25 protein-coding genes are annotated in these 22382 nt (G+C 73.1%); 13 read left to right on the plus strand and 12 right to left on the minus strand.

Translation table 11 applies throughout. From position 1 onward, the window contains the following. Nucleotides 1–312: 312 nt before the first annotated feature. Entirely contained in the window at nt 313–1671 is a 1359-nt protein-coding gene (dnaB, locus tag P0Y31_RS03380) for a replicative DNA helicase (RefSeq protein ID WP_275867090.1), read from the plus strand. 55 nt (nt 1672–1726) lie between these two features. Here the strand turns inward: dnaB and P0Y31_RS03385 are convergent, their stop codons facing one another. After that, nucleotides 1727–2449 carry a transporter substrate-binding domain-containing protein gene (locus P0Y31_RS03385; protein ID WP_275866646.1) on the minus strand — a complete coding sequence of 241 codons (723 nt, stop codon included), beginning with the start codon at nt 2447–2449 and terminating at the stop codon, nt 1727–1729. Nucleotides 2450–2765: 316 nt separating this feature from the next. Here P0Y31_RS03385 and P0Y31_RS03390 point away from each other — a divergent pair, with 316 nt between their 5' ends. From P0Y31_RS03390 to P0Y31_RS03400, 3 genes are all read left to right on the plus strand, one after another. Beyond that, nucleotides 2766–3134 (plus strand): hypothetical protein, encoded by a 369-nt coding sequence (locus tag P0Y31_RS03390; protein WP_275866647.1) that lies wholly within the window; start codon nt 2766–2768, stop codon nt 3132–3134. After that, nucleotides 3134–3445, plus strand: a complete 312-nt coding sequence (locus P0Y31_RS03395; RefSeq protein ID WP_275866648.1) for a DUF1905 domain-containing protein — start codon at nt 3134–3136, stop codon at nt 3443–3445. Before P0Y31_RS03390 ends, P0Y31_RS03395 begins: the two co-directional genes overlap by 1 nt. 104 nt (nt 3446–3549) lie before the next feature. After that, entirely contained in the window at nt 3550–3936 is a 387-nt protein-coding gene (locus P0Y31_RS03400) for a VOC family protein (RefSeq protein ID WP_275866649.1), read from the plus strand. 159 nt (nt 3937–4095) lie between these two features. On the opposite strand, the gene P0Y31_RS03405 is transcribed toward P0Y31_RS03400, so the two are convergent. Next, complete coding sequence (locus tag P0Y31_RS03405; protein ID WP_275866650.1) at nt 4096–4539, minus strand: hypothetical protein; 444 nt, start codon at nt 4537–4539, stop codon at nt 4096–4098. 36 nt (nt 4540–4575) lie between these two features. Here P0Y31_RS03405 and P0Y31_RS03410 point away from each other — a divergent pair, with 36 nt between their 5' ends. Next, the gene (locus P0Y31_RS03410; RefSeq protein ID WP_275866651.1) at nt 4576–5085 is read left to right on the plus strand and encodes a 2'-5' RNA ligase family protein; all 510 of its coding nucleotides are present in this window, start codon (nt 4576–4578) and stop codon (nt 5083–5085) included. 63 nt (nt 5086–5148) lie between these two features. Here P0Y31_RS03410 and P0Y31_RS03415 read toward each other — a convergent pair whose 3' ends face one another. Both P0Y31_RS03415 and P0Y31_RS03420 read right to left on the minus strand, forming a co-directional pair. Further along, nucleotides 5149–7188 carry a hypothetical protein gene (locus P0Y31_RS03415; protein ID WP_275866652.1) on the minus strand — a complete coding sequence of 680 codons (2040 nt, stop codon included), beginning with the start codon at nt 7186–7188 and terminating at the stop codon, nt 5149–5151. Nucleotides 7189–7197: 9 nt separating this feature from the next. After that, entirely contained in the window at nt 7198–8589 is a 1392-nt protein-coding gene (locus P0Y31_RS03420; RefSeq protein ID WP_275866653.1) for a sigma 54-interacting transcriptional regulator, read from the minus strand. 160 nt (nt 8590–8749) lie between these two features. Here P0Y31_RS03420 and P0Y31_RS03425 point away from each other — a divergent pair, with 160 nt between their 5' ends. Then, nucleotides 8750–9259 (plus strand): hypothetical protein, encoded by a 510-nt coding sequence (locus tag P0Y31_RS03425; protein ID WP_275866654.1) that lies wholly within the window; start codon nt 8750–8752, stop codon nt 9257–9259. Nucleotides 9260–9303: 44 nt separating this feature from the next. On the opposite strand, the gene P0Y31_RS03430 is transcribed toward P0Y31_RS03425, so the two are convergent. Then, a complete protein-coding gene (locus P0Y31_RS03430; RefSeq protein ID WP_275866655.1) occupies nt 9304–9777 on the minus strand; it encodes a VOC family protein in 474 nt (157 codons plus the stop codon). Between the two features lie 145 nt (nt 9778–9922). Here P0Y31_RS03430 and P0Y31_RS03435 point away from each other — a divergent pair, with 145 nt between their 5' ends. The 5 genes from P0Y31_RS03435 (at nt 9923) to P0Y31_RS03455 (ending at nt 15208) form a co-directional block, all read left to right on the plus strand. Next, a complete protein-coding gene (locus P0Y31_RS03435) occupies nt 9923–10969 on the plus strand; it encodes a GNAT family N-acetyltransferase (RefSeq protein ID WP_275866656.1) in 1047 nt (348 codons plus the stop codon). Continuing rightward, entirely contained in the window at nt 10969–11838 is an 870-nt protein-coding gene (locus P0Y31_RS03440) for an SMP-30/gluconolactonase/LRE family protein (RefSeq protein ID WP_275866657.1), read from the plus strand. Before P0Y31_RS03435 ends, P0Y31_RS03440 begins: the two co-directional genes overlap by 1 nt. 1 nt (nt 11839) lies before the next feature. Beyond that, nucleotides 11840–12814 carry a hypothetical protein gene (locus tag P0Y31_RS03445; protein ID WP_275866658.1) on the plus strand — a complete coding sequence of 325 codons (975 nt, stop codon included), beginning with the start codon at nt 11840–11842 and terminating at the stop codon, nt 12812–12814. Between the two features lie 164 nt (nt 12815–12978). Beyond that, on the plus strand, nt 12979–14064 hold the full coding sequence (locus tag P0Y31_RS03450) for a lysylphosphatidylglycerol synthase domain-containing protein (protein ID WP_275866659.1): 1086 nt from the start codon (nt 12979–12981) through the stop codon (nt 14062–14064). 79 nt (nt 14065–14143) lie between these two features. Beyond that, nucleotides 14144–15208 (plus strand): lysylphosphatidylglycerol synthase domain-containing protein, encoded by a 1065-nt coding sequence (locus tag P0Y31_RS03455; RefSeq protein WP_275866660.1) that lies wholly within the window; start codon nt 14144–14146, stop codon nt 15206–15208. A 74-nt stretch (nt 15209–15282) separates the two neighbouring features. Here the strand turns inward: P0Y31_RS03455 and P0Y31_RS03460 are convergent, their stop codons facing one another. From P0Y31_RS03460 to P0Y31_RS03480, 5 genes are all read right to left on the minus strand, one after another. Next, nucleotides 15283–15549: a metal-sensitive transcriptional regulator gene (locus P0Y31_RS03460; protein WP_275866661.1), complete on the minus strand. Its 267-nt coding sequence runs from the start codon at nt 15547–15549 to the stop codon at nt 15283–15285. Between the two features lie 102 nt (nt 15550–15651). Then, nucleotides 15652–16017, minus strand: a complete 366-nt coding sequence (gene trxA, locus P0Y31_RS03465) for a thioredoxin (RefSeq protein ID WP_275866662.1) — start codon at nt 16015–16017, stop codon at nt 15652–15654. A 104-nt stretch (nt 16018–16121) separates the two neighbouring features. Then, complete coding sequence (locus P0Y31_RS03470) at nt 16122–16700, minus strand: rhodanese-like domain-containing protein (protein ID WP_275866663.1); 579 nt, start codon at nt 16698–16700, stop codon at nt 16122–16124. Between the two features lie 88 nt (nt 16701–16788). Then, on the minus strand, nt 16789–18147 hold the full coding sequence (locus tag P0Y31_RS03475; RefSeq protein ID WP_275866664.1) for an MBL fold metallo-hydrolase: 1359 nt from the start codon (nt 18145–18147) through the stop codon (nt 16789–16791). Between the two features lie 84 nt (nt 18148–18231). Then, nucleotides 18232–18552: a rhodanese-like domain-containing protein gene (locus P0Y31_RS03480; protein WP_275866665.1), complete on the minus strand. Its 321-nt coding sequence runs from the start codon at nt 18550–18552 to the stop codon at nt 18232–18234. A 147-nt stretch (nt 18553–18699) separates the two neighbouring features. Between P0Y31_RS03480 and P0Y31_RS03485 the strand changes: the two genes are divergently transcribed. Then, the gene (locus P0Y31_RS03485; protein WP_275806192.1) at nt 18700–18870 is read left to right on the plus strand and encodes a hypothetical protein; all 171 of its coding nucleotides are present in this window, start codon (nt 18700–18702) and stop codon (nt 18868–18870) included. Between the two features lie 95 nt (nt 18871–18965). Here the strand turns inward: P0Y31_RS03485 and P0Y31_RS03490 are convergent, their stop codons facing one another. Both P0Y31_RS03490 and P0Y31_RS03495 read right to left on the minus strand, forming a co-directional pair. Beyond that, nucleotides 18966–19334 carry a hypothetical protein gene (locus P0Y31_RS03490; protein ID WP_275866666.1) on the minus strand — a complete coding sequence of 123 codons (369 nt, stop codon included), beginning with the start codon at nt 19332–19334 and terminating at the stop codon, nt 18966–18968. 96 nt (nt 19335–19430) lie between these two features. Next, nucleotides 19431–20705 (minus strand): FAD-dependent oxidoreductase, encoded by a 1275-nt coding sequence (locus tag P0Y31_RS03495; RefSeq protein ID WP_275866667.1) that lies wholly within the window; start codon nt 20703–20705, stop codon nt 19431–19433. Nucleotides 20706–20810: 105 nt separating this feature from the next. Here P0Y31_RS03495 and P0Y31_RS03500 point away from each other — a divergent pair, with 105 nt between their 5' ends. Further along, the gene (locus P0Y31_RS03500; protein ID WP_275866668.1) at nt 20811–22361 is read left to right on the plus strand and encodes a helix-turn-helix domain-containing protein; all 1551 of its coding nucleotides are present in this window, start codon (nt 20811–20813) and stop codon (nt 22359–22361) included. Nucleotides 22362–22382 lie beyond the last annotated feature (21 nt).

Genomic DNA, 22382 nt, shown 5'->3' on the forward strand with positions numbered 1-22382 from the left:
GGCTGACCAACTTCTTTTGGTCCACAGCCCGTGGACGGCGTTTGCGCAGGTCAGAGCGGGTGGATCCGATCCTCCCCCCAGAAATCCACAGGACTTTCCCGAGGCTGTGCACAAGCGGCGTCGGCGTGGTGCACAGGTTGTCCACCGGATGTCCACAGGACGTGTTTGGGCGCGCCCCCCGCAGGGCCGTACCGTGACGCGATCACCAGGTGCGTCGGGGCTGTCTCGGGCCTGTCAGCGGCCAGTGGTTCACTGACTGCACGTGACCGTTCGACCAGGTATGTAGGGGATTCACCAGTGTCCATCGCGGAGTTGAGCACCAGCGCCTTCGGGTCGGCCCACAACGGCCCGCCCGACGAGCGGGTGCCCCCGCAGGACCTCCACGCCGAGCAGTCCGTGCTCGGCGGCATGCTGCTGTCGAAGGACGCCATCGCCGACTGCGTCGAGTCGCTCAAGGGTGCCGACTTCTACCGTCCCGCCCACGAGCTGATCTACGACGCGATCCTCGACCTCTACGGACGCGGCGAACCGGCTGACGCGATCACCGTCTCCGACGAGCTGAGCAAGCGCGGCGACCTGCAGCGGATCGGCGGGCAGGCCTACCTGCACCAGCTCATCCAGGCGGTCCCCACCGCGGCCAACGCCGGCTACTACGCCCAGATCGTCGCCGAGCGCGCGGTGCTCCGCCGCCTCGTGGAGGCCGGCACGCGGATCGTGCAGCTCGGCTACCAGCAGGGTGGCGGCGACGTCGAGGAGATCGTCAACGCCGCGCAGGCCGAGGTCTACGCGGTCGCCGACAAGCGCGGTGGCGAGGACTACGCGGCGCTCGGTGACGTGCTCGAGCAGACCCTCAACGAGATCGAGGTCGCCTCCGGTCGCACCGACGAGATGATCGGTGTGCCGACGGGCTTCATCGAGCTCGACGAGCTGACCCACGGCCTGCACCCCGGCCAGATGATCGTCATCGCGGCGAGACCGGCCGTCGGCAAGAGCACGATCGGAATGGACATCGCGCGGGCCGCAGCGATCCGCCACAAGCAGGCGACCGCCATCTTCTCCCTGGAGATGAGCCGCACCGAGATCACCATGCGAGTCCTCTCGGCTGAGGCCCAGATCCAGCTGCAGGACCTCCGCAAGGGCACCTTGGGAGATGCCGGCTGGCAGAAGCTCGCGCGCATCATGGGCCAGATCTCGGAGTCGCCCCTCTTCATCGACGACTCGCCGAACATGTCGCTGATGGAGATCCGGGCCAAGTGCCGTCGCCTGAAGCAGCAGCACAACCTCAAGCTCGTCGTGATCGACTACCTCCAGCTGATGTCCTCCGGCAAGAAGGTCGAGTCGCGCCAGCAGGAGGTCTCGGAGTTCTCTCGAGCCCTCAAGCTGCTTGCCAAGGAGCTCGAGGTGCCGGTCATCGCGATCTCGCAGCTGAACCGTGGTCCTGAGCAGCGAACCGACAAGCGTCCGCAGATGTCCGACCTTCGTGAAAGTGGCAGCATCGAGCAAGATGCCGACATGGTGATCCTGCTGCACCGCGACAAGTCGGATCCCTCACGCGAGGGCGAGGCCGACGTCATCGTGGCCAAGCACCGTAACGGCCCCACCAAGGACATCGTGCTGGCGTTCCAGGGCCACTACAGCCGCTTCGCGAACATGGCGAACGACTTCGGCTGATTCCTGTCGGCCTGCCGAGGCTGCTCGTTCCTGACCACGACCAGTCGACGATCTCCTAGGCGGGCGGAGCAACCGTGGCGTCGGCCTGGCCTGCACGGCGCAGGGAGTCGGAGACGAATCCGCTGGCCTTGAGGTCCTCGACGACCTCGCGGAGAAACTCGATGGTCTCGGGCCGGCGGGTCTTCGTGGTGCCCACGGCCTGCTGGATCTGCATGAAGCGCTCGTCGACCAGGCGCAGGTCGGGGTGCATGTTGACGAAGGCCGTCATGGGTTGGCGAATCCCTGCCGCCACGTCCAGCCCCTCGTCGACGAACACGTCGATGCCCTCCTCGCCCCGGACCACGGTGGCGTGCCGGAGCGTGCGGGACAGGAAGAGGTCGTAGGCCGACCCCTGCTTGACGCCGATGCGCACACCGGGCCGGTCGACGTCGGCAGGCGTGACGGTCGGCGAGTTCTTGGGCACGGCGAACACGCCCTCGATCACGACGTACGGTGCCGTGAAGGCCACCTCAGCCTCGCGGGCGGGCTCGACGGCGAGGAAGCAGATGTCTGCCCGCCTCTGCGTCAGCGCCTCGAGCGACTTGCGCGCCGCGTCGAAGCAGAGGAGCTCCACCGGAAGGTCCAAGCGTGAGCCGACCTCGCGCGCGAGGTCGACGGTGACGCCGCCAGGCTCCTCCGGGGTGCCGTGCGCCAGCACCGGGTTGCCGAGGTTGATCGAGGCGCGCAGGACACCCGTCGGGGCAAGGTCACGGGCAATTGCGCTCGTCGCGGTCGTCATGGGCTGGAGCGTAACCAGCCCAGGGACGGGGGTCTCCCTGCAAGGATCGAGGTCGTGACCCGACGTGACGCAGCTGGTGGAGACCTGCCAGCCGTGGTGATCGCGGTCGGCGTGGTGCTGGCTGGGCTCCTCACGGGCGCGACCTTCGTTCTCGTCGAGCGAGCAGGCTGGGAGATGCCCTCGTTCTGGGTGGGAGCCGTCATCGGCAGCGGTCTCACCGCACTGAATGGCTGGCTCAGCACCCAGCGGACACGGTCGAAGGCTGAGGACGCAGGACGGGAGCCGGAGGGACCAGGTGCAGCCTTACGCGGGGGCCTTGGTGCTTCTCTTCGCCGAGAAGGTGCGCGACCAGGGAGAGGTCATCGAGGTGTTGTCCAAACCCGACCACGGCGCCGTGGTGCTCGACCTCCCGTCCGATGACCTCCGGGAGCCACCGACGCGGGTCAGCCTCCACCTCGACGAGTCGGTGCTGCTCAAGGCCCTGTCGACCTCGGGCGACCTCGGCGTGGAGGTGTGGGGTGAGGCGATGCCCGCCAGCGAAGCCCTCGCCCGCCTGATGAGCGTCCATCTCGAGGAGTCGCTGGCCACCCGGGGCCCGAGTCCGAACGGCTGGTGGACCTACGACGGCGGGATGTTCGAGCCAGGAGCTCCCTGGGACACGCCCCGGTCAGCGACGGTGTCGTGATGCGACGCCCTGGGCGCGCCGTGATCGAGCTGGAGTTCTCCGGCCCGGTCTTCTACTGGCGCGGTCCGTCCCCGCACCACTTCGTCACCGTCCCGGACGAGGAGTCCCAGGTCGTCAGGGAGTTCAGCCACCTCAGCTACGGGTGGGGCTGCATCCCGGTGCGCGGCCGGGTCGGCCGCACCGACTTCGAGACCTCGCTCATCCCCAGGGACGGTCGGTTCCTCGTGCCGCTCAAGGTGCTCGTCCGTCGTGCCGAGAAGCTCGACGTCGGTGACGACGTCACCATCCGGCTGACGCTCGACGCCGACTGAGCCCATCGGGCGAGCGCACGCGCACCTCCGTCTGAGACGAGCGGGCGAGCGCACCCGCCCACCCGTCGCTACGCTGCCGGCCACCGTCACGGAGGGAGAGCCGCATGTCATCACCGACCGGAGTCGGCGCCATCACGCTGTTCGTCGAGGACCTGCCGGAGGCGAAGGCCTTCTACGCCAGGGTCTTCGACCTGTCGGTGCACTCCGAGGACGACAACTCGGCCGTCTTCCGCTTCGGCGAGACGCTCGTCAACCTCCTGAGCACTGGTGCGGCCGACGAGCTCGTCGACCCCGCCCCGGTGGCGACGCCGGGGGCCGGGGTCCGCTGCCAGTACACCCTCGAGGTCGCGGACGTCGACGCCACCTGTGAGCTGCTCCGGGAGCGCGGCGTCGAGCTGCACAACGGCCCGATGGACCGGCCGTGGGGTCTGCGCACCGCGAGCTTCCGCGACCCGGGCGGCCACATCTGGGAGATCGCGCAGTCCACCTGACGGCCTTGCCGCTGAGCGGGTCAGTTCCCCGACGCGCCAGATCGTCAAGACGCTGCTGCTGTCGCACCCGACGGGACTCCGCGTGTGCGTGAAGGGGTGCGCCATGTCGAGCGGATCCCGCGGCCGCGCAGCCGTCGAAACGCCAAGCCCGTATGCCGGTCAGCCCAGTGCCGTGACGACGGCCAGTGCCGCGCCGGCGAACGCCACGACTGCGCCGAGAGCCCGCAGCCGGTCGGCCCGCAGCAGCCGCACCACCAGGGACTGGTCGCGTCCGTGAGCCAGGCGCTTGTGCAGGGGAGCGGCCGCGCTCGCGGTGGTCAGCCCCGCGACGAGGGCACCGGTGACCGACACGATCACCCAGGCGCCACCGCGCCCGGTCTGCACCGTGAGCAGAGCCCACGCTCCGGAGAGCACGAGGGCGCCGTAGGTCAGCACCACGAGCGGTGTGATGCCCAGGCTGTGCCGGGTGTGCGCGAGTTTCCAGCCCGCGTCGTCCACCCGCGCGAGGGCCGGGTAGACGACCATGGTCACCGTCAGCTGGAACCCCAGGTGCAGGGCGCTCGCCACCAGGAGGGCGACGAGGGCCGCGTCCGAGCCGGTCATGCTGGGCAGGCTAGGGACCGACGGAGAGGAGCGCGCGTGCAGACGGTCGAGCTGCTCCTCGACGAGGCCACCGACCAGGCCGTGAGGACCGAGTGGCAGCGGCTCGCCGACGTCGGGCTGCCCAGCCAGGCGCTCCACACCGGCAGCACGAACGCCCCCCACATCACCCTGGCCGTCGCCCGCGCCATCCCCGCTGAAGTGGAGCAGGGCGTCGCCCTGTTGGTGCGCCACCTGCCGGTGCCGGTTGAGCTCGGCGCCCTCGTCGTCTTCGGCAGCCGACGGCTCGCCCTCGCCCGGCTGGTCGTTGCGCAGCCCGACCTCCTCGGCCTCCACGCGGCGACCGCCGCCGCGGTGCGAGAGTGTCCCGGTGTCCCGCACTACCTCACGGCTGGGCACTGGACGCCCCACGTCACCCTCGCCCGCGGACTCAGCCCCGCCCAGGTGGGCACCGCCCTCGAGACGCTGGGCCAGGTGGACGGCCTCGCCGGCAGGATCGAGCGGATGCGCCGCTGGGACAGCGAGCGACGCCGGGCCTGGCTCCTGTGAGGCCACGAGCCAGGCCGCGGCGACGCCTCAGGCGCGGCGACGCGGCGCCCGGAGGTCGCCCGGCTACCGCCGGCCGCGGCGGGCCCGCAGGTAGTCGGCGACGACGTACTCGCCCAACCGGTCCACCGACGGGGTGAAGACCCGCCCGCCGGCCCGGCGGGCGACCGCGTCGACGAACCGGGCCAGCCCCGGGTCGTCCCCGAGCATGAAGATGTTGAGTGCGGCCCCGCTGCGCCGCAGCTCGTCGACCTGCGCGACTGTCGCGCGCACCGTCGCGGACGTGGGCGGCCACCTGAACTCCGGCTCGCCGTCCGCGCCGAGGTGGGCCGTCGGCTCGCCGTCGGTCACGACCAGCACCACCGGCTCGGCGTCCGGGTGCCGGCGCAGGTGCCGGCCCGCAAGCATGAGCGCGTGCTGGAGGTTGGTGCCCTGCACCCACTCCGGCTCCGCCTCGGCCAGCTGCACGGGGGTGAGCCGTCGCGCGGCGATGTTGAAGCCGATGATCTGCAGCGCGTCGTGGCGGAACCGGGTCTGCACCAGGTGCGACAGCGCCAGCGCAGTCTGCTTCATCGGCCCCCAGCGACCCTCCTGGAGCATCGAGAACGACATATCGACGCACAGGGCGACCGCGGCCGTCGTGCGCCGCTCCGTCTCGACGACTTCGAAGTCCTCGACGAGCAGGCTGACCCCGGAAGGTGCCCCGTCCTCGGTGGCTGTGCCACGCGGCATACCGCTGGAAGCGTTGCGGCGCAACGCGTTCGAGACCGTGCGCACCGTGTCGAGCGGCAGCTCGTCACCGAACTCCCAGGCCCGACTCAGGCCCGTGGGCTCGTCGGCCTGGCCCGGCTGGCGGTCGTCGTGGTCGCCGCGGCCCGTGGCGGACAGGTGGTCGAAGACCCGCCGCAGGGCCGTCTCGCCGAGCCGGCGCACCGCGCGGGGGGTGAGCCGCACGCCGTCGTCCCCTCGCGACAGGTAGCCCTGCCGCTCCAGCTCGCGCTCGAGCTGCCGTAGTGCCTCGAAGTCGCGGGCGGCGGCAGGGCCGAGGCGTTGCCCGAGCCGCTCCACGTCGACGTCGTCGAGGCTGGCCCCGGCGTACCCCTGGGCGAGCTGGTCCGAGAGCGCCTCGAGGTCGGCGAGCTCGGCCACAACCTCCACCGCGTCGCCGTAGCCGAGCGGCTCCCCGCCCTGCAGGCGCACCGGGCTCCCACGGTCGAGGCCCGGGCGCAGGGCGCGCAGGTTGTCCGACAGCTGCGCCATCTGCGCGGCCAGGTCGGGGTCGCCCAGCGCGTCGGCCACCAGCTGCGAGAGCTGGGCGCGCTGCTCAGGGCTGAGCGAAGCCATCATCCGGGCCGCGGCGGCCTGCCGGCGGGCCAGGGCGTCGATGAGCTCGTCGACGTCCTTCGGCTGCTCGGGGAACAGGTCGCCGTGACGGTCCATGAACTCGCGGAACCGGTCGGTGGTGTCCTCGCCACGGGCGTGCGCGGCGAGCAGGGCGTTGAGGTCGGCCAGCATGTCCTTGACCGCCTGCATCGCCTCCGGGTCCTGCCCCGACAGCGCCTGCTTGAGCCCGGCGAACTGGCTGTCGAGCACCTCGCGCCGGAGCATCTGCTGGATCTGGTGGTAGATCTCCCTGGCCTCGGGGGAGTGCCACTCGTGGTCGGCCAGCGCCCGCACGGCGCCGGCCACGTCGTCGGGGAGCGTCGCGAGGTCCATCTCGGCGAGGCGGGCCGCGTCGGTCTGCTCGGCGGCGAGGGCGTCGCGCTCGGCAGCCAGCGCCTGGTCGAGCATCGCCCGCACCTGGTCGAGGGTGCCGCCGAGGTCGCCACGGCGTCGGGTCGCCTCGCGCATCCGGCGAATCCGGTCGGCCAGCTGGTCGAGCCCGCCCCGGCCGTCCAGCCCTCGGCGAAGCAGGTCCTGCAGCGCCTCGCGGGCGCTGCCACCGGCGAGCACCTCCCGCCCCACCTCGTCGAGCGCGGCCCGCACGTCGTAGGGCGGCGCGAGCGGGTCTGGGCCGCCGCGCCACGGCCCGTAGCGGAAGCGGCCGTGGTGGGCCGGGTCCGGGCGGCCGGGGAAGCCGGACGAGGAGCCGGACGAGCCGGGCACCGGGTGCTCCTAGGCCCCGTACACGGTGCGCCCGGCCACCGTGTCCTTGTCGATGCGGCGGGTCAGGTGCAGGCCCTCGAGCACGAACTCGACGGCCGCAGCGACCTCCCCGGGCGAGGCGTCGTCGCCGTGGCCGAGCCGGTCGAGCACCTTCGACAGCCCGGGCACGGTGCCGATCTGCCCGAGGAGGTCGGCTGCCGGCACGAGCTCACCGGTCTCGACGACGGCGCCGTCGGCGAACAGGTCGGTGAAGCCCGAGAGGTCGAGGCCGACGAGCCGGTCGCGGAAGGTCTCGGCGACCGCCACCCGCAGCAGGTGGTCGAGCACCTCGCGCTCGCGGCCCTCCTCGCCCATCTCGAACTCGACCTTGCCCAGCAGGGTCGGCACCGCGGTCGGCACGTCGCAGACCCGCGCGACCGCGTCGGCCTCGCCCGAGCGAGCCGCGCGACGCAACGCTGAGGCGGCGACGCTCTCGGCCCCGGCGATCGCGAAGCGCGCCGAGACACCGGAGCGGTGGTCCACGGCGGCCGACTCGCGCAGGCCGCGCGTGAAGCGGGCCACCACCTCGACGAGGTGCTCGGGCACCTCGGCGACGAGGTCCGCCTCCTGCGAGATCAGCGCCACCTCGTCGGAGACCTCGAAGGGGTAGTGGGTGCGGATCTCCGCCCCGAACCGGTCCTTCAGCGGCGTGATGATGCGACCGCGGTTGGTGTAGTCCTCCGGGTTGGCGGTGGCGACGAGCAGCAGGTCGAGCGGCAGCCGCAGGGAGTAGCCCCGGATCTGGATGTCGCGCTCCTCGAGCACGTTGAACAGCGCCACCTGGATCCGTTCGGCCAGGTCGGGCAGCTCGTTGAGGCCGAAGACCCCGCGGTTCGAGCGGGGCACCAGGCCGTAGTGCACCGTCTCGGGGTCGCCGAGCGTGCGGCCCTGGGCCACCTTCACGGGGTCGACGTCACCGACGAGGTCGCCCACGCTCGTGTCCGGGGTGGCGAGCTTCTCGGCATACCGCTCGTTGCGGTGACGCCACCGGACGGGCAGGTCGTCGCCCAGCTCGTCGCGCAGCCGCAGGCAGCGCCCGCACACCGGCTCGAGCGGGTCGTCGTTGACTTCGCAGCCCTGCACGGCGGGGCTCCACTCGTCGAGCAGCCCGCCGATCGTGCGCATCAGCCGGGTCTTGCCCTGCCCGCGCTCGCCGAGCATGACGAGGTCGTGCCCGGCCAGCAGCGCGCTCTCGAGCTCGGGCAGCACCGTGTCGTCGAAGCCGACGATGCCGGGGAAGGCGGTCTCGCCGGACCGCAGTCGGGCCAGCAGGTTGTCGCGGATCTCCTGCTTCACCGTCCGGCGCTGGTGGCCCTGTGCCACCAGCGCGCCGAGGGTGGTCGCCGAGGGTCGGTCGCTCATTGGCCCACGCTACGTCCGGTGTCGCGGCGGCACCACCAACGGTGTCCAGCAGGTGGCCGCGCCCGGCGCGGCGCGGGTGGGTCAGGTCTTCACCAAACGCCCGGCACTGGAGGACCCGCCCTGCCACCATGCCTGACACCGATCGAGGTCAGGGGGAAGGGTGCGGGCAGCAACGGCAGGCCGGCGCGTCGGCGTGGTGGCCGCGGTGCTGGCGGTGCTCGTGACCGCGAGCGGCGGCTGCGGCCTCCGGGCCCCCCAGCCCCCGGCGAACGGCGTGGCCGGCACCATCGTCAGCACCGACGACACCGGCCTGCCCGACTCCCCGGCCGGCGGGGGCTGGATCGTCGCCATTCCCGCCGAGCACATCGAGGACGTGGTCACCCTGGCCCGGAAGGGGCGCAAGGGCTTCACGTCCCGCGACCTGCCCTACTCCGGCTTCGTCCTCGACCAGAAGACCGCGCGGAAGTGGGGGGCGGTGCTCGCCGAGGTCGACGACAAGGGTCGCTTCACCCTCGAGGCGACCGGACCCCACCTGCTCTGCCGCGTGGAGGCGACCCGCACCGGCAAGCGCCTGACCGGCGGGTGCGACGACGTCTCGCTGCCCGCGGGCGGCACGGTGCGGGCCACCGTGGGGGAGGCCGGCTTCCGCGCGGGGCTGGCCCGAGCCTGACGCCTGAGCCTGACGCCTGACGCCCGACCGGCCCAGCGAACTGGTCAGGAGCCGTCGGCGGCGCGCTCGAGCTCGGCGATGTCGAACCGCTGCATCCTCAGCATCGCCTCCGTCGCCCGTGCCGCCCGGTCGGGGTCGGGGTCGGACAGGAGGGCGCCGAGGCGGTTCGGCACGACCTGCCAGGAGAGCCCGAACTGGTCCTTGAGCCACCCACACGGCCCCTCCTCGCCGCCCTTGGAGAGCGAGTACCAGTAGTGGTCGACCTCCTCCTGGTCGGCGCAGTGGATCTGGAACGAGATGGCCTCGCTGAAGGTGAACTGGGGCCCACCGTTGAGGGCCACGTAGGGCTGGCCGTCGAGCACGAACTCGACCGTCATCGTCTCTCCCTCCGGCCGCATGCCCGCCTTGCCGTAGCGGGTGACGTTGGTGATCCTCGAGTTGGGGAAGACCGAGCAGTAGAACGTGGCGGCCTCCTCCCCCTGGGTGTCGAACCACAGGCACGGCGTGGTCTTCGGCATGGCTGGCTCCTTCGTCGACGGGCGTGTGGGGCGGGTGTTGTGGCGGGCACCTTCTTCCAGTGAAGGGCCACACCACGACAGACGCCTCGGCGTCGGCGAAGTCGTCGCTCCGGCGAGGTCGGCGCGACGCTGCGAGACTGGACCCGTGACTGACACGAGCCCCCTGCCGACCCTGCCGGACCTGCCGGCGGGTTGGACAGCCCGCACGCCCACGCTGACCGACCACGCGGCCCTGGTCGACCTCCTTGCGGCACACCAGAGCTCGGTGCGCGGCTCCAGCTCGGTCGACCCCGAGGCGGTTGCCTCCGCGGCGACCGGCACCGCCTCGTGGACGCGCCGGCAGCTCCTCGTCGAGGATGCCGCGGGGGCTGTCGTCGCCTGGGTGAGCGTGCACGACCGCGCCGCCGGGCGCAGCGTCGTCGAGCTCACGGTGGCACCCGGGGCGGCGGAGGCCGAGGAGCTGGCCACCGCCCTCTTCCGGTGGGCGGAGTCCACGGCGCTGGAGGTGGCGCGCCAGCGCGCGCTGCCCGGCACCCAGCTCGACGCCAGCGCGTATGCCGCCGACGAGCGGCAGCGGGGCTGGCTCACCGGGGCGGGGTACCGGCACACCCGCACGTGGCTGCAGATGAGCCGCCCGGTGGCGGCAGCCGAGGGTGAGCCGGGTGCGTTGCCGGGACCGCGCGAGGGGGTGGTGGTGCGCCGGGTCGCCAAGCACGACGACGGGCTGCCCGTCGCCGCGGACCTGCAGACGGTGCACCAGATGCTGGAGGAGTCCTTCGCGGACCACTTCAACTCCTACCGGGAGAGCTTTCCCGAGTTCGTCCAGCGGCTGCGCGAGGACCCGGGGCACCGCTGGGACCACTGGTGGATCGCCACCCTCGACGAGGGGGGCGAGCAGGTGCCCGGCGGTGCGCTCGTCAGCTCCGTCCTCGCGCCGGACGAGGCCGGGGTCGAGGGCAGCTACGTCGACTACATCGGCGTGCACCGCCGGTCGCGGGGGCGCGGCGTCGCCAAGGCCCTGCTCCACACGGTCATCGCCGACGCGGCCCGCCGGGGCCGCAACCGGGTGGGCCTCGAGGTCGACGCCGACAGCCCGACCGGGGCCGACGGGCTCTACCGGTCGATGGGGTGGGAGACGAAGTACGAGACCGAGTCGTGGCACCGCGACGTGACCGTGGAGGACGACGCCTGATGCCCCGAGCGGAGCAGCGCACCGACCCCGTCGCCCACCACGGCGAGGGACCGGTCTGGTGGGAGGCCTGGGGAGGGCTGCGCTACGTCGACATGCTGGCCGGCGACGTCCTCCAGCTGCGCGACGACGGCTCGGTGGGCCGCACCCGGGTCGGCACCGTCGCGGCGGCGCTGCGACCACGAGCCGGTGGAGGTGCCGTCGTCGCCACCGAGCGTGCGTTCGCGGTCGCGGACAGGGACGACCTCTCCGACCTGCGCGCGCTGCCCGAGGTGTGGGACGACCCGGCGATCCGGTTCAACGACGGCGGCTGCGACCCCGACGGTCGCTTCTGGTGCGGCACGATGGCCTATGACGAGACCCCCGGCGTCGGCACGATGTACCGCCTCGAGTCGGCGGAACCGTATGCCGCGCAGCGCGTCTGGGGCGACGTCACCATCAGCAACGGGCTGGGCTTCAGCCCTGACGGCCGGCTGGCGTACTACAACGACACCCCGACCCGCACGGTCAGCGTGTTCGACTACGAGGACGGCGAGCTGCGGAACCGTCGCGACTTCGTCTCGCTGCGCGACGAGGACGCGGGCGCCGGCTCCCCCGACGGGCTCTGCGTCGACGCCGAGGGCGGGGTGTGGGTGGCCCTGTTCGGCGGCTCGGCCGTGCGGCACTACACGATCGACGGCCGCCTGGCGGAGGTGGTCGAGCTGCCGGTGAGCCAGGTGACGGCCTGCACCTTCGGCGGTCCGGGGCTGCGCGAGCTGTTCATCACGACGTCGGCCGAGGGGCTGAGCCGCGAGGACGAGCCGCTGGCGGGTGCCCTCTTCTCCTGCACCCCGGGCGTGGCCGGGCTCCCCACCCTGCCGTTCAGGGGCTGAGGTGCCGGGGCGCGGCGACACGACCGGCGACGCGGGCCTCCTGGCCGCCCTCTCCGAGCTGTATGCCGTGGCGCCCGAAGGTTTCGTCGGCACCAGGACCGCGCTGGTCCAGGACGCGAAGGCGCGTGGCGACGCCGCGCTCGCCAAGGAGGTTGGACGGCTGAGGCGGCCCACCGTCGCGGCGTGGGCCGTGAACCAGGTGGTGCGCCGACGGCCGTCCCTGGTCGGGCGGCTGCACGACGTCGGCGGCCGGCTGCGAGCGGCGCAGGCCGGGCTCGACGCGTCGGCGATGCGCGACCTCCGCTCGGAGCGGGACGGCCTGCTCGCCGCGTGGGCGGAGGCAGCGGCCGAGGTGGCCGCCGGCGCCGGCCGCCCGTTGGCTCCCGCCGCCCTCGAGGAGGTGCGGGGCACCGTCATCGCCGCGCTGGCGAGCGGTGAGGCCACCGAGGCCGCCGTCTCGGGTCACCTCACGCGGGCGCTCGGCTACTCGGGCTTCGGCGAGGTCGACCTCTCCGAAGCAGTGGTCCGCACCTCCTCCGGCGCCGTCCTCACCGTGGTCGACGGCGTGGAGGGGGAGCGGGCTCCGAAGGCCGCGACCTCCGAGGCGACCGCCTCCAAGGCGGCCACCTCCGAGGCGGCCACCTCCGAGGCGGCCACCGAGCACCCGGAGGCCGCACACCGGCAGGCCGAGCGGGAGGAGCGGGCGCGTCGGCTGGCCCGGGCCGCCGAGGCCCAGGCGGCAGCGGCCGCGGCTGCCGAGGAGGCCGCCCTCGCCGTCGCCTCGGCACGTGACCGGGCCGACGAGGTCCGGTGGCGGGTGGAGGAGCTCGAGGAGCAGCTGCGCCGGGCCCGTCAGGAGCACCGGGACGCCGAGCAGTCGGCCACGGCTGCGGCCAGGAGCCGGCGGGCCGCGGTGGTGGCGCTCGCGGCGGCCGAGCGCGCGCTGCGGGCTGCGGAGGCGGACTCCCCGTCCTGATCCTGCGGTGGGTGGACGGTGACGAAGGGGCCGAACGGCCCGCTCCGACCCGGGTGCCCGCGCGGGACACTTCAGGTATGGCCCCCCCGCTCAGGCCGAGCGAGCCGCCGCTGCCGGGTGCCGCGGGGGAGCGCGGGTCTGGGGTTCCCCCGGGGTCGCGGCCGGTGGAACAGGCACGTCTGGAGAGCCGGGCGCCCCGCCCACCGCACTGGGACCCTTGGCGGGTTGCCGAGGCCATCGCCTCGGCGACCCTCGGCGTGGCGCTGCTCGTGTGGGGGCTTCCCGTTGTGGCGGGGGCCGACTGGTCCGACATCGCTGCGGTGCTCGCCGAGCTGAGCACGTGGCAGGTGCTCGCGCTGGGCGGGGTGTGGCAGCTGGGGCTCTGGGTGCACACGATCGCCCTGTGCGCCGCGATGCCCGGGCTGAGCAGCCCGCGAGCCTGGTTCCTCAACCAGACGGGCAGCGCGGTCTCCAACATCCTCCCGCTGGGCGGCGCGGCCGGGACGGCCCTGAACTACTCGACCTGCCGGGTGTGGGGCTTCGGCACGGCCAGCTTCCTGCGGTGGGCCCTGGTCACCAACATCTGGGACACGCTCGGCAAGCTGGTCGTGCCCGTGGTGGCGGTGCTGTGGCTGGTGCTCGCGGGCACCACCTCGCCACAGGCGCTGGTGAGCGCGGCCATCGCGGGCGTCGTCGGGATGGGCCTGCTCGTGGCCTTCACGTGGTTCATGCTGCACCGGGACGCCGGCGCCCGGGCCGTGGGGCGGCTGTTCGACGTGGTGGTGCGCTGGCTGCGGGTCAGGCGGCTGCGCAAGCAGCGCTTCGCCGACCTGGCGGTCGTGTTCCGCCGCGACGTCGCAGGCCTGGTGTCGCGCGCCTGGGTTCGCCTGACGGTCGGCAAGACGGCCTATGCGGTGAGCCAGGCGCTGCTGCTGTGGCTGTGCGTCACCTGGCTCGGGGGTGAGGCGTCGGCGGCCGTGGTGTTCGCCGCCTTCGCCGCCGAGCGCGTGCTGTCGCTGGCCGTGATCACCCCGGGGGGGACGGGCGTGGTGGAGGTCGGGGTGACGGGGATGCTGGTCCTGTTCGGCGTCGAGCCGGCCACGGCGGCGGCCAGTGTGCTGCTCTACCGGGCGTTCATCATCGGCCTCGAGATCCCCGTCGGAGGCACTGCGCTGTTGTGGTGGCTGATCCGCGGTCGGCGCGCGCGTCGAGCCGGCCGGACCCCTGAGGCGTCCCTGAGACATCCCTGAGGGATCCGTCAGGAGGCCGGGGTCGATCTAGGTACAAGTCCCGATGTCGCGCTGGGCCCGGTTGCGCACACTCGGGGCCATGGTCGTCGCCGCCCGCCTGAGCCGCCTCTCGAAGGGCGCCCTCTCCCTCGGTCTCGCGGCTGTCATCGTCGGGTGGGCCGTCCCCCGCGCAGGCGGGGTGGGCTGGAGTGAGATCGGGCAGGCGGTCAGCGCCCTCAGCCTGACCGAGGTGGGGCTGCTCGCCGCGGTCTGGCTGGCCGGGCTGTGGGCGCACACCCTGGCGCTGACGGCCGCGATGCCGGGCCTGAGCTCCCGCCGGGCGCTGTTCCTCAACCTCACGGGCAGTGCGGTGTCCAACGTGCTGCCGCTCGGTGGCGCAGCCGGCACGCTCGCGAACTACACGATGAGCCGCGCGTGGGGTTTCAGCCCGAGCACGTTCGCCCGGTGGGCCCTGGTCACCAACATCTGGGACACCCTGGCCAAGCTGGTGCTGCCGGGGGTGGCGCTGTGCTGGCTGGCCGTGGCCGGCGTGGACACGGGGGGCGCGCTCGGCCAGGCCGCGGCGGTCGGTGCCGCCCTGCTCGTGGTGGCCCTGCTCGTGGTCCGCGGACTGAGTGCCGGCGACCGGGGCGCGCAGGTGCTGGGGGCGCTCGCCGACCGTGTGGCGGGTGCGGTGGGGCGTGCCAACCCGATCCCCGGCGGGTATGCCGCGTGGGCGGTTCACCTGCGCCGCGACAGTGCCGACCTCATCGCCGCGGCCTGGGGCAGGCTGACCGTCGGCAAGGCGTCCTACGCGCTCCTGCAGGCGGCGCTGCTGTGGCTGTGCCTTGCCTCGCTGGGCACCCCGCCCGGGCTCGCGGTCGTCTTCGCCGCCTTCGCCCTCGAGCGCATCCTGTCCATGGTGGTGATCACCCCCGGGGCCACCGGCATCGTGGAGGTGGGCATGACCGGCCTGCTGGTGGGGCTGGGGGCCGAGCCCGTGACCGCCGCCGCAGGGGTGATCGTCTACCGGGCCATCACGGTCGGCCTGGAGGTCCCCGTCGGCGGGTTGGGCCTGGCGTGGTGGTGGACGGTGCGCCGGCAGGCCCCTCGTCCGGCGGAGGTGCCGGTGGTCGGTGCTGCGGTGGGGGCACGCTCTTCCTGACACCGACGGCGGGCACAGGCCGGAGGTCCGGCTGCACGGGGCGGCCGGACCTCCGGTTGGTCTGGAGCGGTGGCTCAGGCGAGCGACATGAACAGCCGCCGCAGCTCGTCGAGGTCGAGCCGGCGCTCCGGGTCCGGCTCGGCGAGGCACTCGCGCATGTTGAGCGCGATGACGTCGAAGCCGGCGCGTCCGAGGGCCCGGTGGACGGCGGAGAGCTGGGTGACGACATCGGAGCAGTCGCGGCCCTCCTCGATCATCCGCACGATCCCGCCGAGCTGGCCCTGGGCGCGCTTGAGCCGGTTGACCACCGCATGCATCTCTGCAGTGCTGACGGTGTCCATGGGGCCTCCTCGGGTCGGGGTCTGCGGTGGGCTGGTCGGGCTCGGGTGGTGTGCAGCGCGGCCCGCGAGGGGGGACAGCGGGCCGCGCCGCACGTTCAGGGGTCAGCTGGCCTGGGCGGCAGCGACCTGCTTGCGGACCTCGTCCATGTCGAGAGCGCGCACCTGGCGGATCACGTCGGCCAGTGCGGCGGCCGGGAGGGCGCCGGGCTGGGCGAAGACGAGGATTCCGTCACGGAACGCCATGAGCGTCGGGATCGAGGTGATCTGGAGCGCGCCGGCGAGCTCGGGCTCGGCCTCGGTGTCGACCTTCCCGAACACGACGTCGCCGTGCTCCTCGGAGGCCTTCTCGAAGACGGGGGCGAACATGCGGCAGGGACCGCACCAGGCCGCCCAGAAGTCGACGAGCACGATGCCGTCGCCCTGCACGGTGCTGGTGAAGGTGTCCTTGGTGAGGGCATGCGTGGCCATGGGTTCGGTCCTTTCGGTCGGTGGTGCGCTGCGAGGCGCGTCACCTGTGGCAACAGAATACCCTGCGGGGTATATTCCCGCAGGGTATTCGGTTGCCTACTGGGTCAGTCCTGCAGCTCGCGGAGCACCGACTGCAGGTCGCAGCTGGCGTTCTGGTTGTAGGGCAGCTTCGACAGCAGCTGGCCCATGAGGCACGAGTTGGTCGCCGCGGCGCCGACGAGGCCTCCGCCGATGGCCCCGGAGAGCCACTTGGCCTTCGGGAAGAAGATGCTGGCGACGATCCCGGTGAGCACGAGGCTGCCGGCCACGAGGCGCACCTGGCGCTCGAGGTCCCACTTCTCCGAGCCCCGGCGCAGCGGTGCACCGGCCTTCTCCCACGCCATGACCCCGCCGTCGAGGACGTGCAGGTTCGGCAGCCCGGCCGCCGCGAGCAGCGCCTCGGCCTGGCCCGCCCGGTTGCCGGAACGGCATACGAGGACCACGTCCTCCTCGAGGTGCTGGCGCAGCTCGTCGCGGTGCTCCTTGAGCAGGTCGAGGGGCACGTTGTAGGAGCCGGGGATGTGCGCGGTGCCGAACTCGGCCGGGGTGCGGACGTCGAGCAGGCGAGGTGAGTCGCTGCGGCCGAGCCACTCCCTCAGGGTCGCGACGTCGAGGCGTGCGGGCATGGTGGTTGCAGTGGTCATGCTGTCCTTTCGCTGTGCCGCGGGGCGGCACGGTGGGGCTTGTTCAGGGGATGTCGGGTCCGCACCGGGCGGGCGGAGGTCGGCTGGGTCAGGCGGCCTTGACCAGCGGCAGGCCGGAGGAGGCGGCGTGCTCGTCGAAGGAGTCGTCGACCGCGACGACCCGGTGGCCGTTGGCCGCGAGGATGCTGGCGACGACGGAGGCGCGGTAGCCGCCGGCGCAGTGCACCCAGACCTCGCCGGAGGGGACCTCGTCGAGGCGGTTCAGGATCTCGTGGATCGGCACGTTGACCGCTCCCTCGATGTGCGACTCCTCGAACTCCGGGCCGCGGCGCACGTCGAGGATCTGGACCGGGCGGTGGTGGCGCACCTGGGCGAGGTCGGCGAAGCTCGCGCGCTCGAAGCTGCTCAGCGACTCGTCGGTCCACTCCTCGGGCTTTCCGGTGGCAGCGGCAGCGGGGTGGTCGATGCCGATGCGCACCATCTCACGCTGCGCCTCGGCCACCTGCTCGGCGCTCTCACCGAGCAGGGTCACCGGCGTGCCCCAGGGGATGAGCCAGCCGAGGTAGGTCGCGAACTGGCCGTCGATGCCGAAGTTCAGCGTGCCGGGCGCGTGGCCGGCGGCGAAAGCGGTGCGGTTGCGCAGGTCGACGAGCCACTCGCCGGCCTCGAGGCGCTTGCGCAGCTCCTCCTTGTCGGCGAGCTCGGGTGCCGACAGGTCGGCTCCCGACGGGCCCTGGGCGTTGGCCGGGCCCATGTGCGCGTAGTAGGCGGGGTAGGCGTCGAGTCCATCGAGGATCTCGGCGACGTAGGCCTCCTCGTCCTTGGTCAGGGCGGGGTTGCTCCTGCGCTCCTGGCCGATGGTCGACGAGGTCGAGTCTGACTGGGTGGCCGAGCAGAACGAGCCGAACCCGTGGGTCGGCATGACCTGGGTGTCGTCCGGCAGCTGGTCGGCCAGCTTGTGGGCGGAGGCGTGCTGGTGGCGGGCCAGGGCGTCGGTGTGGTCCGGCCCGAGCAGGTCGGGGCGGCCGGTGGAGCCGAAGAGCAGCGAGCCACCGGAGAAGATGGCCGGGGTCGGGCCCTCCAGCGCGTAGGACAGGTGGGTGAAGGTGTGGCCGGGGGTGTGGATGACGCGCACCTTCAGGCTGTCGCTCACCTCGACGACGTCGCCGTCGCGCACCGGGTCGTGCTCGAAGGAGACCTTGTCGTCGGCGTTGACGTGGTATGCCGCGCCGGTCTCCTTCGCGAGGGCGAAGCCACCGGTGACGTAGTCGTTGTGGATGTGCGTCTCGAAGACGTGGGTGATGCGCACGCCGCAGCTCTTCGCCAGGTCGAGCATGCGGTCGATGTCGCGCTGCGGGTCGACCACGAAGGCCACCTCGCCGTCATGGACGAGGTAGCTGCGGTCGCCCAGCGAGGGCGTCTCGACGGGGAGGATGGTCACGGCCATGGGGGTTCCTTTCCTGGAACTGTACGTCTGGGGCGAGTCAGGTGCGGGGCGAGTCGGGTGCGGGGCGAGTCAGGTGTGGGGGCGTCAGCGGGGGTCGCGGCCGGTCACGAGCGGCCGGCCCGAGCTGGCCCAGGCGGCGGTGCCGCCGGCGACGTTCCAGGCGTCGACGCCGGCTCGCTCGAGGAACGAGGTCATCGACGCGCTGCGGTTGCCGCTGCGGCAGATCACGTGCACCGGGCGGTCGCGCGGAACCTCGGCGACGCGGGAGGCCAGCTGCGACATGGGGATGAGAACGGCTCCCGGCACGTGGCCCTGGACGTACTCCATCCCCTCGCGGACGTCGAGGATGAAGGCCTCGTCGTCCTGCTGGGCGGCAGCGAACTGCTCGAGGGTGATCTCCTGCATGGCTCTCCTTGTCCGGCTCGCGGGCTGATGTCTCTCCGAACATCGCATACCCCCTCCGGTATTTCAAATTGGAAGTGAGGGCTTGCAAAATACCCTAGGGGGTATTAAGGTGACGTCAAGAGGTCCCCGTCCCGAGGAGAGCAGACCATGTGTCGTCCCGCCACCTGCCGCGCCTGCGGCAAGACCACCTGGGCCGGCTGCGGCCAGCACGTCGACCAGGTCATGGCCGGCGTGCCGCGCCAGCAGCAGTGCACCTGCGCCCCGGAGCAGAAGGCGTCGTCCGGCCGCTCCTTCTGGCAGAGCCTGACCGGTCGCTGACGACCACCCCTTCGCGCGACGGAGCCCCCGCACCCTGACAGGGGTGCGGGGGCTCCGTCGTCAGTCTCCTGGGTCCTCCGGTGGTCCGGTGTGGCTCAGCGGGCCTGGGCATCACGCTGCTCGGCGTCGAGGAACGCCTCCAGGGCGTCCCGCCCGCCCTCGTGGTAGGCGCGCCAGGCCGACGTCGGCGACGCGGACAGGCTGTTGGCGCGGTGGGTCCAGTCCGCCAGTGCCTCCTCCACGAGGGGCAGGGCGTCGACGGGTCCGGACGAGGCCACGATGCGCATCGCCTCGGTGAGCGCGGCCACCTCACCCTCGTGGTACTTGGCCGGGTCCCGCTGGCCACCGGCGCGGTCCACCGCGCACGGGGCGGCGCCTCCCGTGGCCGACGCCCAGCGCTGCGCAGCGGCACTGCGACGAGCCTTGAGGTCGTCGCGGTGGCCGGAGCGGCGCTCCGTGAACATGTCTCCAGCGTACGCCCGGGCCGCTGCGGACCCGGGGCGGTGTGACGCGGTAGACGTCCGGCATCAGCCTCTGCAGGGGCGCGCCGGGGCGTGGCTTCAGCGCAGCGGGTCGAACGGCGCGAGCTGCGGGATGCTCCTCCCGGTCACCATCTGCTCGGCGAGCAGGCGGCCGGTGACCGGCCCGAGGGTGATGCCCCACATCCCGTGGCCGCCGGCGGCGAAGACCCGGCTCGAGCTCGTGGCGCCGATGAGCGGGAGCCCGTCGACGGTGCAGGGCCGCGACCCGACCCACTCGTCCTGGCGCTGGTCGAGGTCCGCGCCGCGCAGCAGCGGGCGAGCGGCCTCGGCGATGGCGCGGATGCGGCGCGGGTCCAGGGCGGCCTCGGGCCGGCGGAACTCCATCATCCCCGCGACGCGGAGCCGGTCGCCGATCGGCGTGCAGGCCACCCGCTGGGCGGGGAAGTAGACCGGGCCCTCGGGCAGGTGGTCGACGGCCACGCTGAAGCTGTAGCCGCGCCCGGCCTGCACGACCCGCCGGACGCCGAAGCGCCGGGCGAGCCGGCCCAGCCAGGCACCGGTGGCCAGCACGACGGAGTCGAAGGACTCGCGGCTGCCCTCGGCGGTGACGACGTCGATGCCCGCACCGGTCTCCACCAGGTCGACGACGGTGGCGCCGGAGAGGATCTTGCCGCCGCGGTCGCGCACCGAGTCGGCGAGGGCGTGGACGTAGGCGCCCGGGTCGATGAAGCGCTGGTCGCGCAGCCGGATCGCGGCGCCGATCTCCTCGGAGAGGGTCGGCTCGATCTCACGGGCCTGCGCCCCGGTGAGCACGTCGAACTCGATCGACTGACCGGCCGAGTGGATGTGCTCGATCTCCTCGAGCAGCGTGCGGCGCTCGGCCTCGGTCCGGTAGGCGGCGAGGAAGGAGTCGGTCTCCTTTGTCTCGGCGCGCACGCCGCCGTCGCGGAGCAGGTCGAAGCTCTCGAGCGAGAGGTCGTTGACCGGCACGAGTGCGCCCATGGCCTTCTTCCAGGCCTTCATCGTGCTGTGCCGCGTGAAGCCGGTGACAAAGCGCAGGAAGTCGGGGTTGGCGCTCGGCGGGACGTAGACCGGCGAGGACGGGCTCAGCACCGCGCGGATGCCGTACTTCAGCACCGCGGGCTCGGGCAGTGGTGTGGCGATGCCGGGGGTGAGCCACCCCGCGTTGCCCCACGACGACCCTGCGGCGACGCCCTCGCGGTCGAGGACGGTGACCTCGACGCCGTGCTCCTGCAGGAACCAGGCGGTGGACAGGCCCACCATGCCGGCGCCGACGACGGCGACACGGCGGGGGACGGGCAGACCGGATGGGGCGACGGGTGCGGAGGCCATGCGTCCCATGGTGGGGCGACGCGACAGGAGCGCCGTTGTCGCGCCAGGCCAAGGTTCTCTCCATCAGCTGTGCGTGGAGCACAACCCGTGGTGCACCATGGCGGTGTGATCACCGTGGCCGACCTCGCCGCCTCGCTCGGCGGCGGACTGCTCTCGCTGGCCGTCGACGTGCCAGGAGCCGAGGTCGACGACCTCACCCTCGCCGAGCCCGGGCAGGGGGTGGTCGGGCAGCCGGGTGACCTCGTCCTCGGGGTGGGCGTCGACCGCGTCGAGGGTGCCTCCGACCTGCTCCGTCGGGCGGCGGAGGCCGGAGCCGGCGGCGTGGTGCTGCGGCGGGGGCTGGCACGCCGGAGGACGCTGCGCGACCTCGCGCGGCGCCGGCAGGTCGCGCTCGTCGAGCTCGCCGACCACGCCTCCTGGGCCCACACGGTGTGGCTGCTGCGCGGAGTGCTGGACCGGGCCGCGACGGCGGGTGCGCCCGGCCGGGTCGAGGCGCCGGTGCACGACGACCTCTTCGCGCTCGCCGACGCCATCGCCGCCGTCGTCGACGCCCCCGTGACCATCGAGGACCCGCACTCCCGCGTGCTGGCCTACTCCTCGCGGCAGGACGTCACCGACCCGGCCCGGGTGTCCACCATCGTGGGGCGCCGGGTGCCGGAGGAGGTGCTGGCCAGCCTGCGGGCGCGCGGCGTCTTCCGGCGCCTGGCCCGCTCGGCGGAGCCGGTCTTCGTGCCCGCCGACCCCAGCGGCACCCTGCCGCGCCTCGTGGTGCCGGTGCGTGCGGGAGGGGAGTGGCTGGGCTCCATCTGGGCGCTCGTGGAGGAGCGGCCCGAGCCGGAGGTGGTGCGCGAGGTCAGCCACACCGCCTCGGTCGTCGCCCTCCACCTGCTGCGGCTGCGGGCGCACGCCGACCTCGGCCGTCGGCTTGCCGCCGACCGGGTGCGCATGGCCCTCGGCGGCACCACCACCGGCGCCGAGGAGTGGCTCCCCGACGGCCCGTGGCGGGTCGCCTGCCTCGGGGGCCCGTCCGACGCGTCGCCCGAGAACCTGCTCGACCTGTGGGAGTCGGTGTGCCGGCGCCACTCGTGGCACCAGCCGCTGCTCGCGACCCTCGACGGACGCGTGTATGCCGTGCTGGGCGCCGACGGTGCCGTGCCCGGCACCTGGGGGTGGCTGCGCGCGGTGGTGGAGGCCACGGCCACCGAGGACCTGGCGCTGACGGCGGCGGCCGGCCACCCGGCATACGGGGCAGGTGAGCTGGGGAGGGCGCGGGCCGAGGCGGCGGAGGCGGAGCGCTGCCGCGGACACCAGGCGGTGGTGGGTATCGAGCAGGTCTGGGCGGCGGTGACGGTGGAACGGGCCGCCGTCGCGTTGCGGGAGGCGCCCCTCCCGGGTCCGGTCGAGGCGCTGCGCCGCCACGACGCCGACCGCGGCACCGACTACCTGGGCACCCTGACCGCGTGGCTGGACCACCCGGGCGAGCCGGCGCTCGCCGCGCGGTCGCTGCACGTGCACCCCAACACGCTGCGCTACCGGATGGGCCGGCTGGCCTCCCTTCCGGAGCTGGGCGGCGTCGACCTGGCTGACCCGCACACCCGGCTGGCCCTGCGCCTGCAGCTCGCCTCCCTGCCACCGTCGGCGCCGCAGGCCCGCTGACACCTCCGGGCGCTAGCACAG

The organism is Knoellia sp. 3-2P3 (genome assembly GCF_029223115.1).
Lineage (GTDB): Bacteria > Actinomycetota > Actinomycetes > Actinomycetales > Dermatophilaceae > Pedococcus_A.

What these genes read in the sequence shown, in the direction of transcription:
- P0Y31_RS03385 (WP_275866646.1), bottom strand. Translation starts at nt 2,449, where the DNA reads ATGACGACCGCGACGAGCGCAATTGCCCGTGACCTTGCCCCGACGGGT.
- P0Y31_RS03395 (WP_275866648.1), top strand. Translation starts at nt 3,134, where the DNA reads ATGCGACGCCCTGGGCGCGCCGTGATCGAGCTGGAGTTCTCCGGCCCG.
- P0Y31_RS03400 (WP_275866649.1), top strand. Translation starts at nt 3,550, where the DNA reads ATGTCATCACCGACCGGAGTCGGCGCCATCACGCTGTTCGTCGAGGAC.
- P0Y31_RS03405 (WP_275866650.1), bottom strand. Translation starts at nt 4,539, where the DNA reads ATGACCGGCTCGGACGCGGCCCTCGTCGCCCTCCTGGTGGCGAGCGCC.
- P0Y31_RS03420 (WP_275866653.1), bottom strand. Translation starts at nt 8,589, where the DNA reads ATGAGCGACCGACCCTCGGCGACCACCCTCGGCGCGCTGGTGGCACAG.
- P0Y31_RS03430 (WP_275866655.1), bottom strand. Translation starts at nt 9,777, where the DNA reads ATGCCGAAGACCACGCCGTGCCTGTGGTTCGACACCCAGGGGGAGGAG.
- P0Y31_RS03440 (WP_275866657.1), top strand. Translation starts at nt 10,969, where the DNA reads ATGCCCCGAGCGGAGCAGCGCACCGACCCCGTCGCCCACCACGGCGAG.
- P0Y31_RS03455 (WP_275866660.1), top strand. Translation starts at nt 14,144, where the DNA reads ATGGTCGTCGCCGCCCGCCTGAGCCGCCTCTCGAAGGGCGCCCTCTCC.
- P0Y31_RS03460 (WP_275866661.1), bottom strand. Translation starts at nt 15,549, where the DNA reads ATGGACACCGTCAGCACTGCAGAGATGCATGCGGTGGTCAACCGGCTC.
- trxA (WP_275866662.1), bottom strand. Translation starts at nt 16,017, where the DNA reads ATGGCCACGCATGCCCTCACCAAGGACACCTTCACCAGCACCGTGCAG.
- P0Y31_RS03470 (WP_275866663.1), bottom strand. Translation starts at nt 16,700, where the DNA reads ATGACCACTGCAACCACCATGCCCGCACGCCTCGACGTCGCGACCCTG.
- P0Y31_RS03475 (WP_275866664.1), bottom strand. Translation starts at nt 18,147, where the DNA reads ATGGCCGTGACCATCCTCCCCGTCGAGACGCCCTCGCTGGGCGACCGC.
- P0Y31_RS03480 (WP_275866665.1), bottom strand. Translation starts at nt 18,552, where the DNA reads ATGCAGGAGATCACCCTCGAGCAGTTCGCTGCCGCCCAGCAGGACGAC.
- P0Y31_RS03485 (WP_275806192.1), top strand. Translation starts at nt 18,700, where the DNA reads ATGTGTCGTCCCGCCACCTGCCGCGCCTGCGGCAAGACCACCTGGGCC.
- P0Y31_RS03490 (WP_275866666.1), bottom strand. Translation starts at nt 19,334, where the DNA reads ATGTTCACGGAGCGCCGCTCCGGCCACCGCGACGACCTCAAGGCTCGT.
- P0Y31_RS03495 (WP_275866667.1), bottom strand. Translation starts at nt 20,705, where the DNA reads ATGGCCTCCGCACCCGTCGCCCCATCCGGTCTGCCCGTCCCCCGCCGT.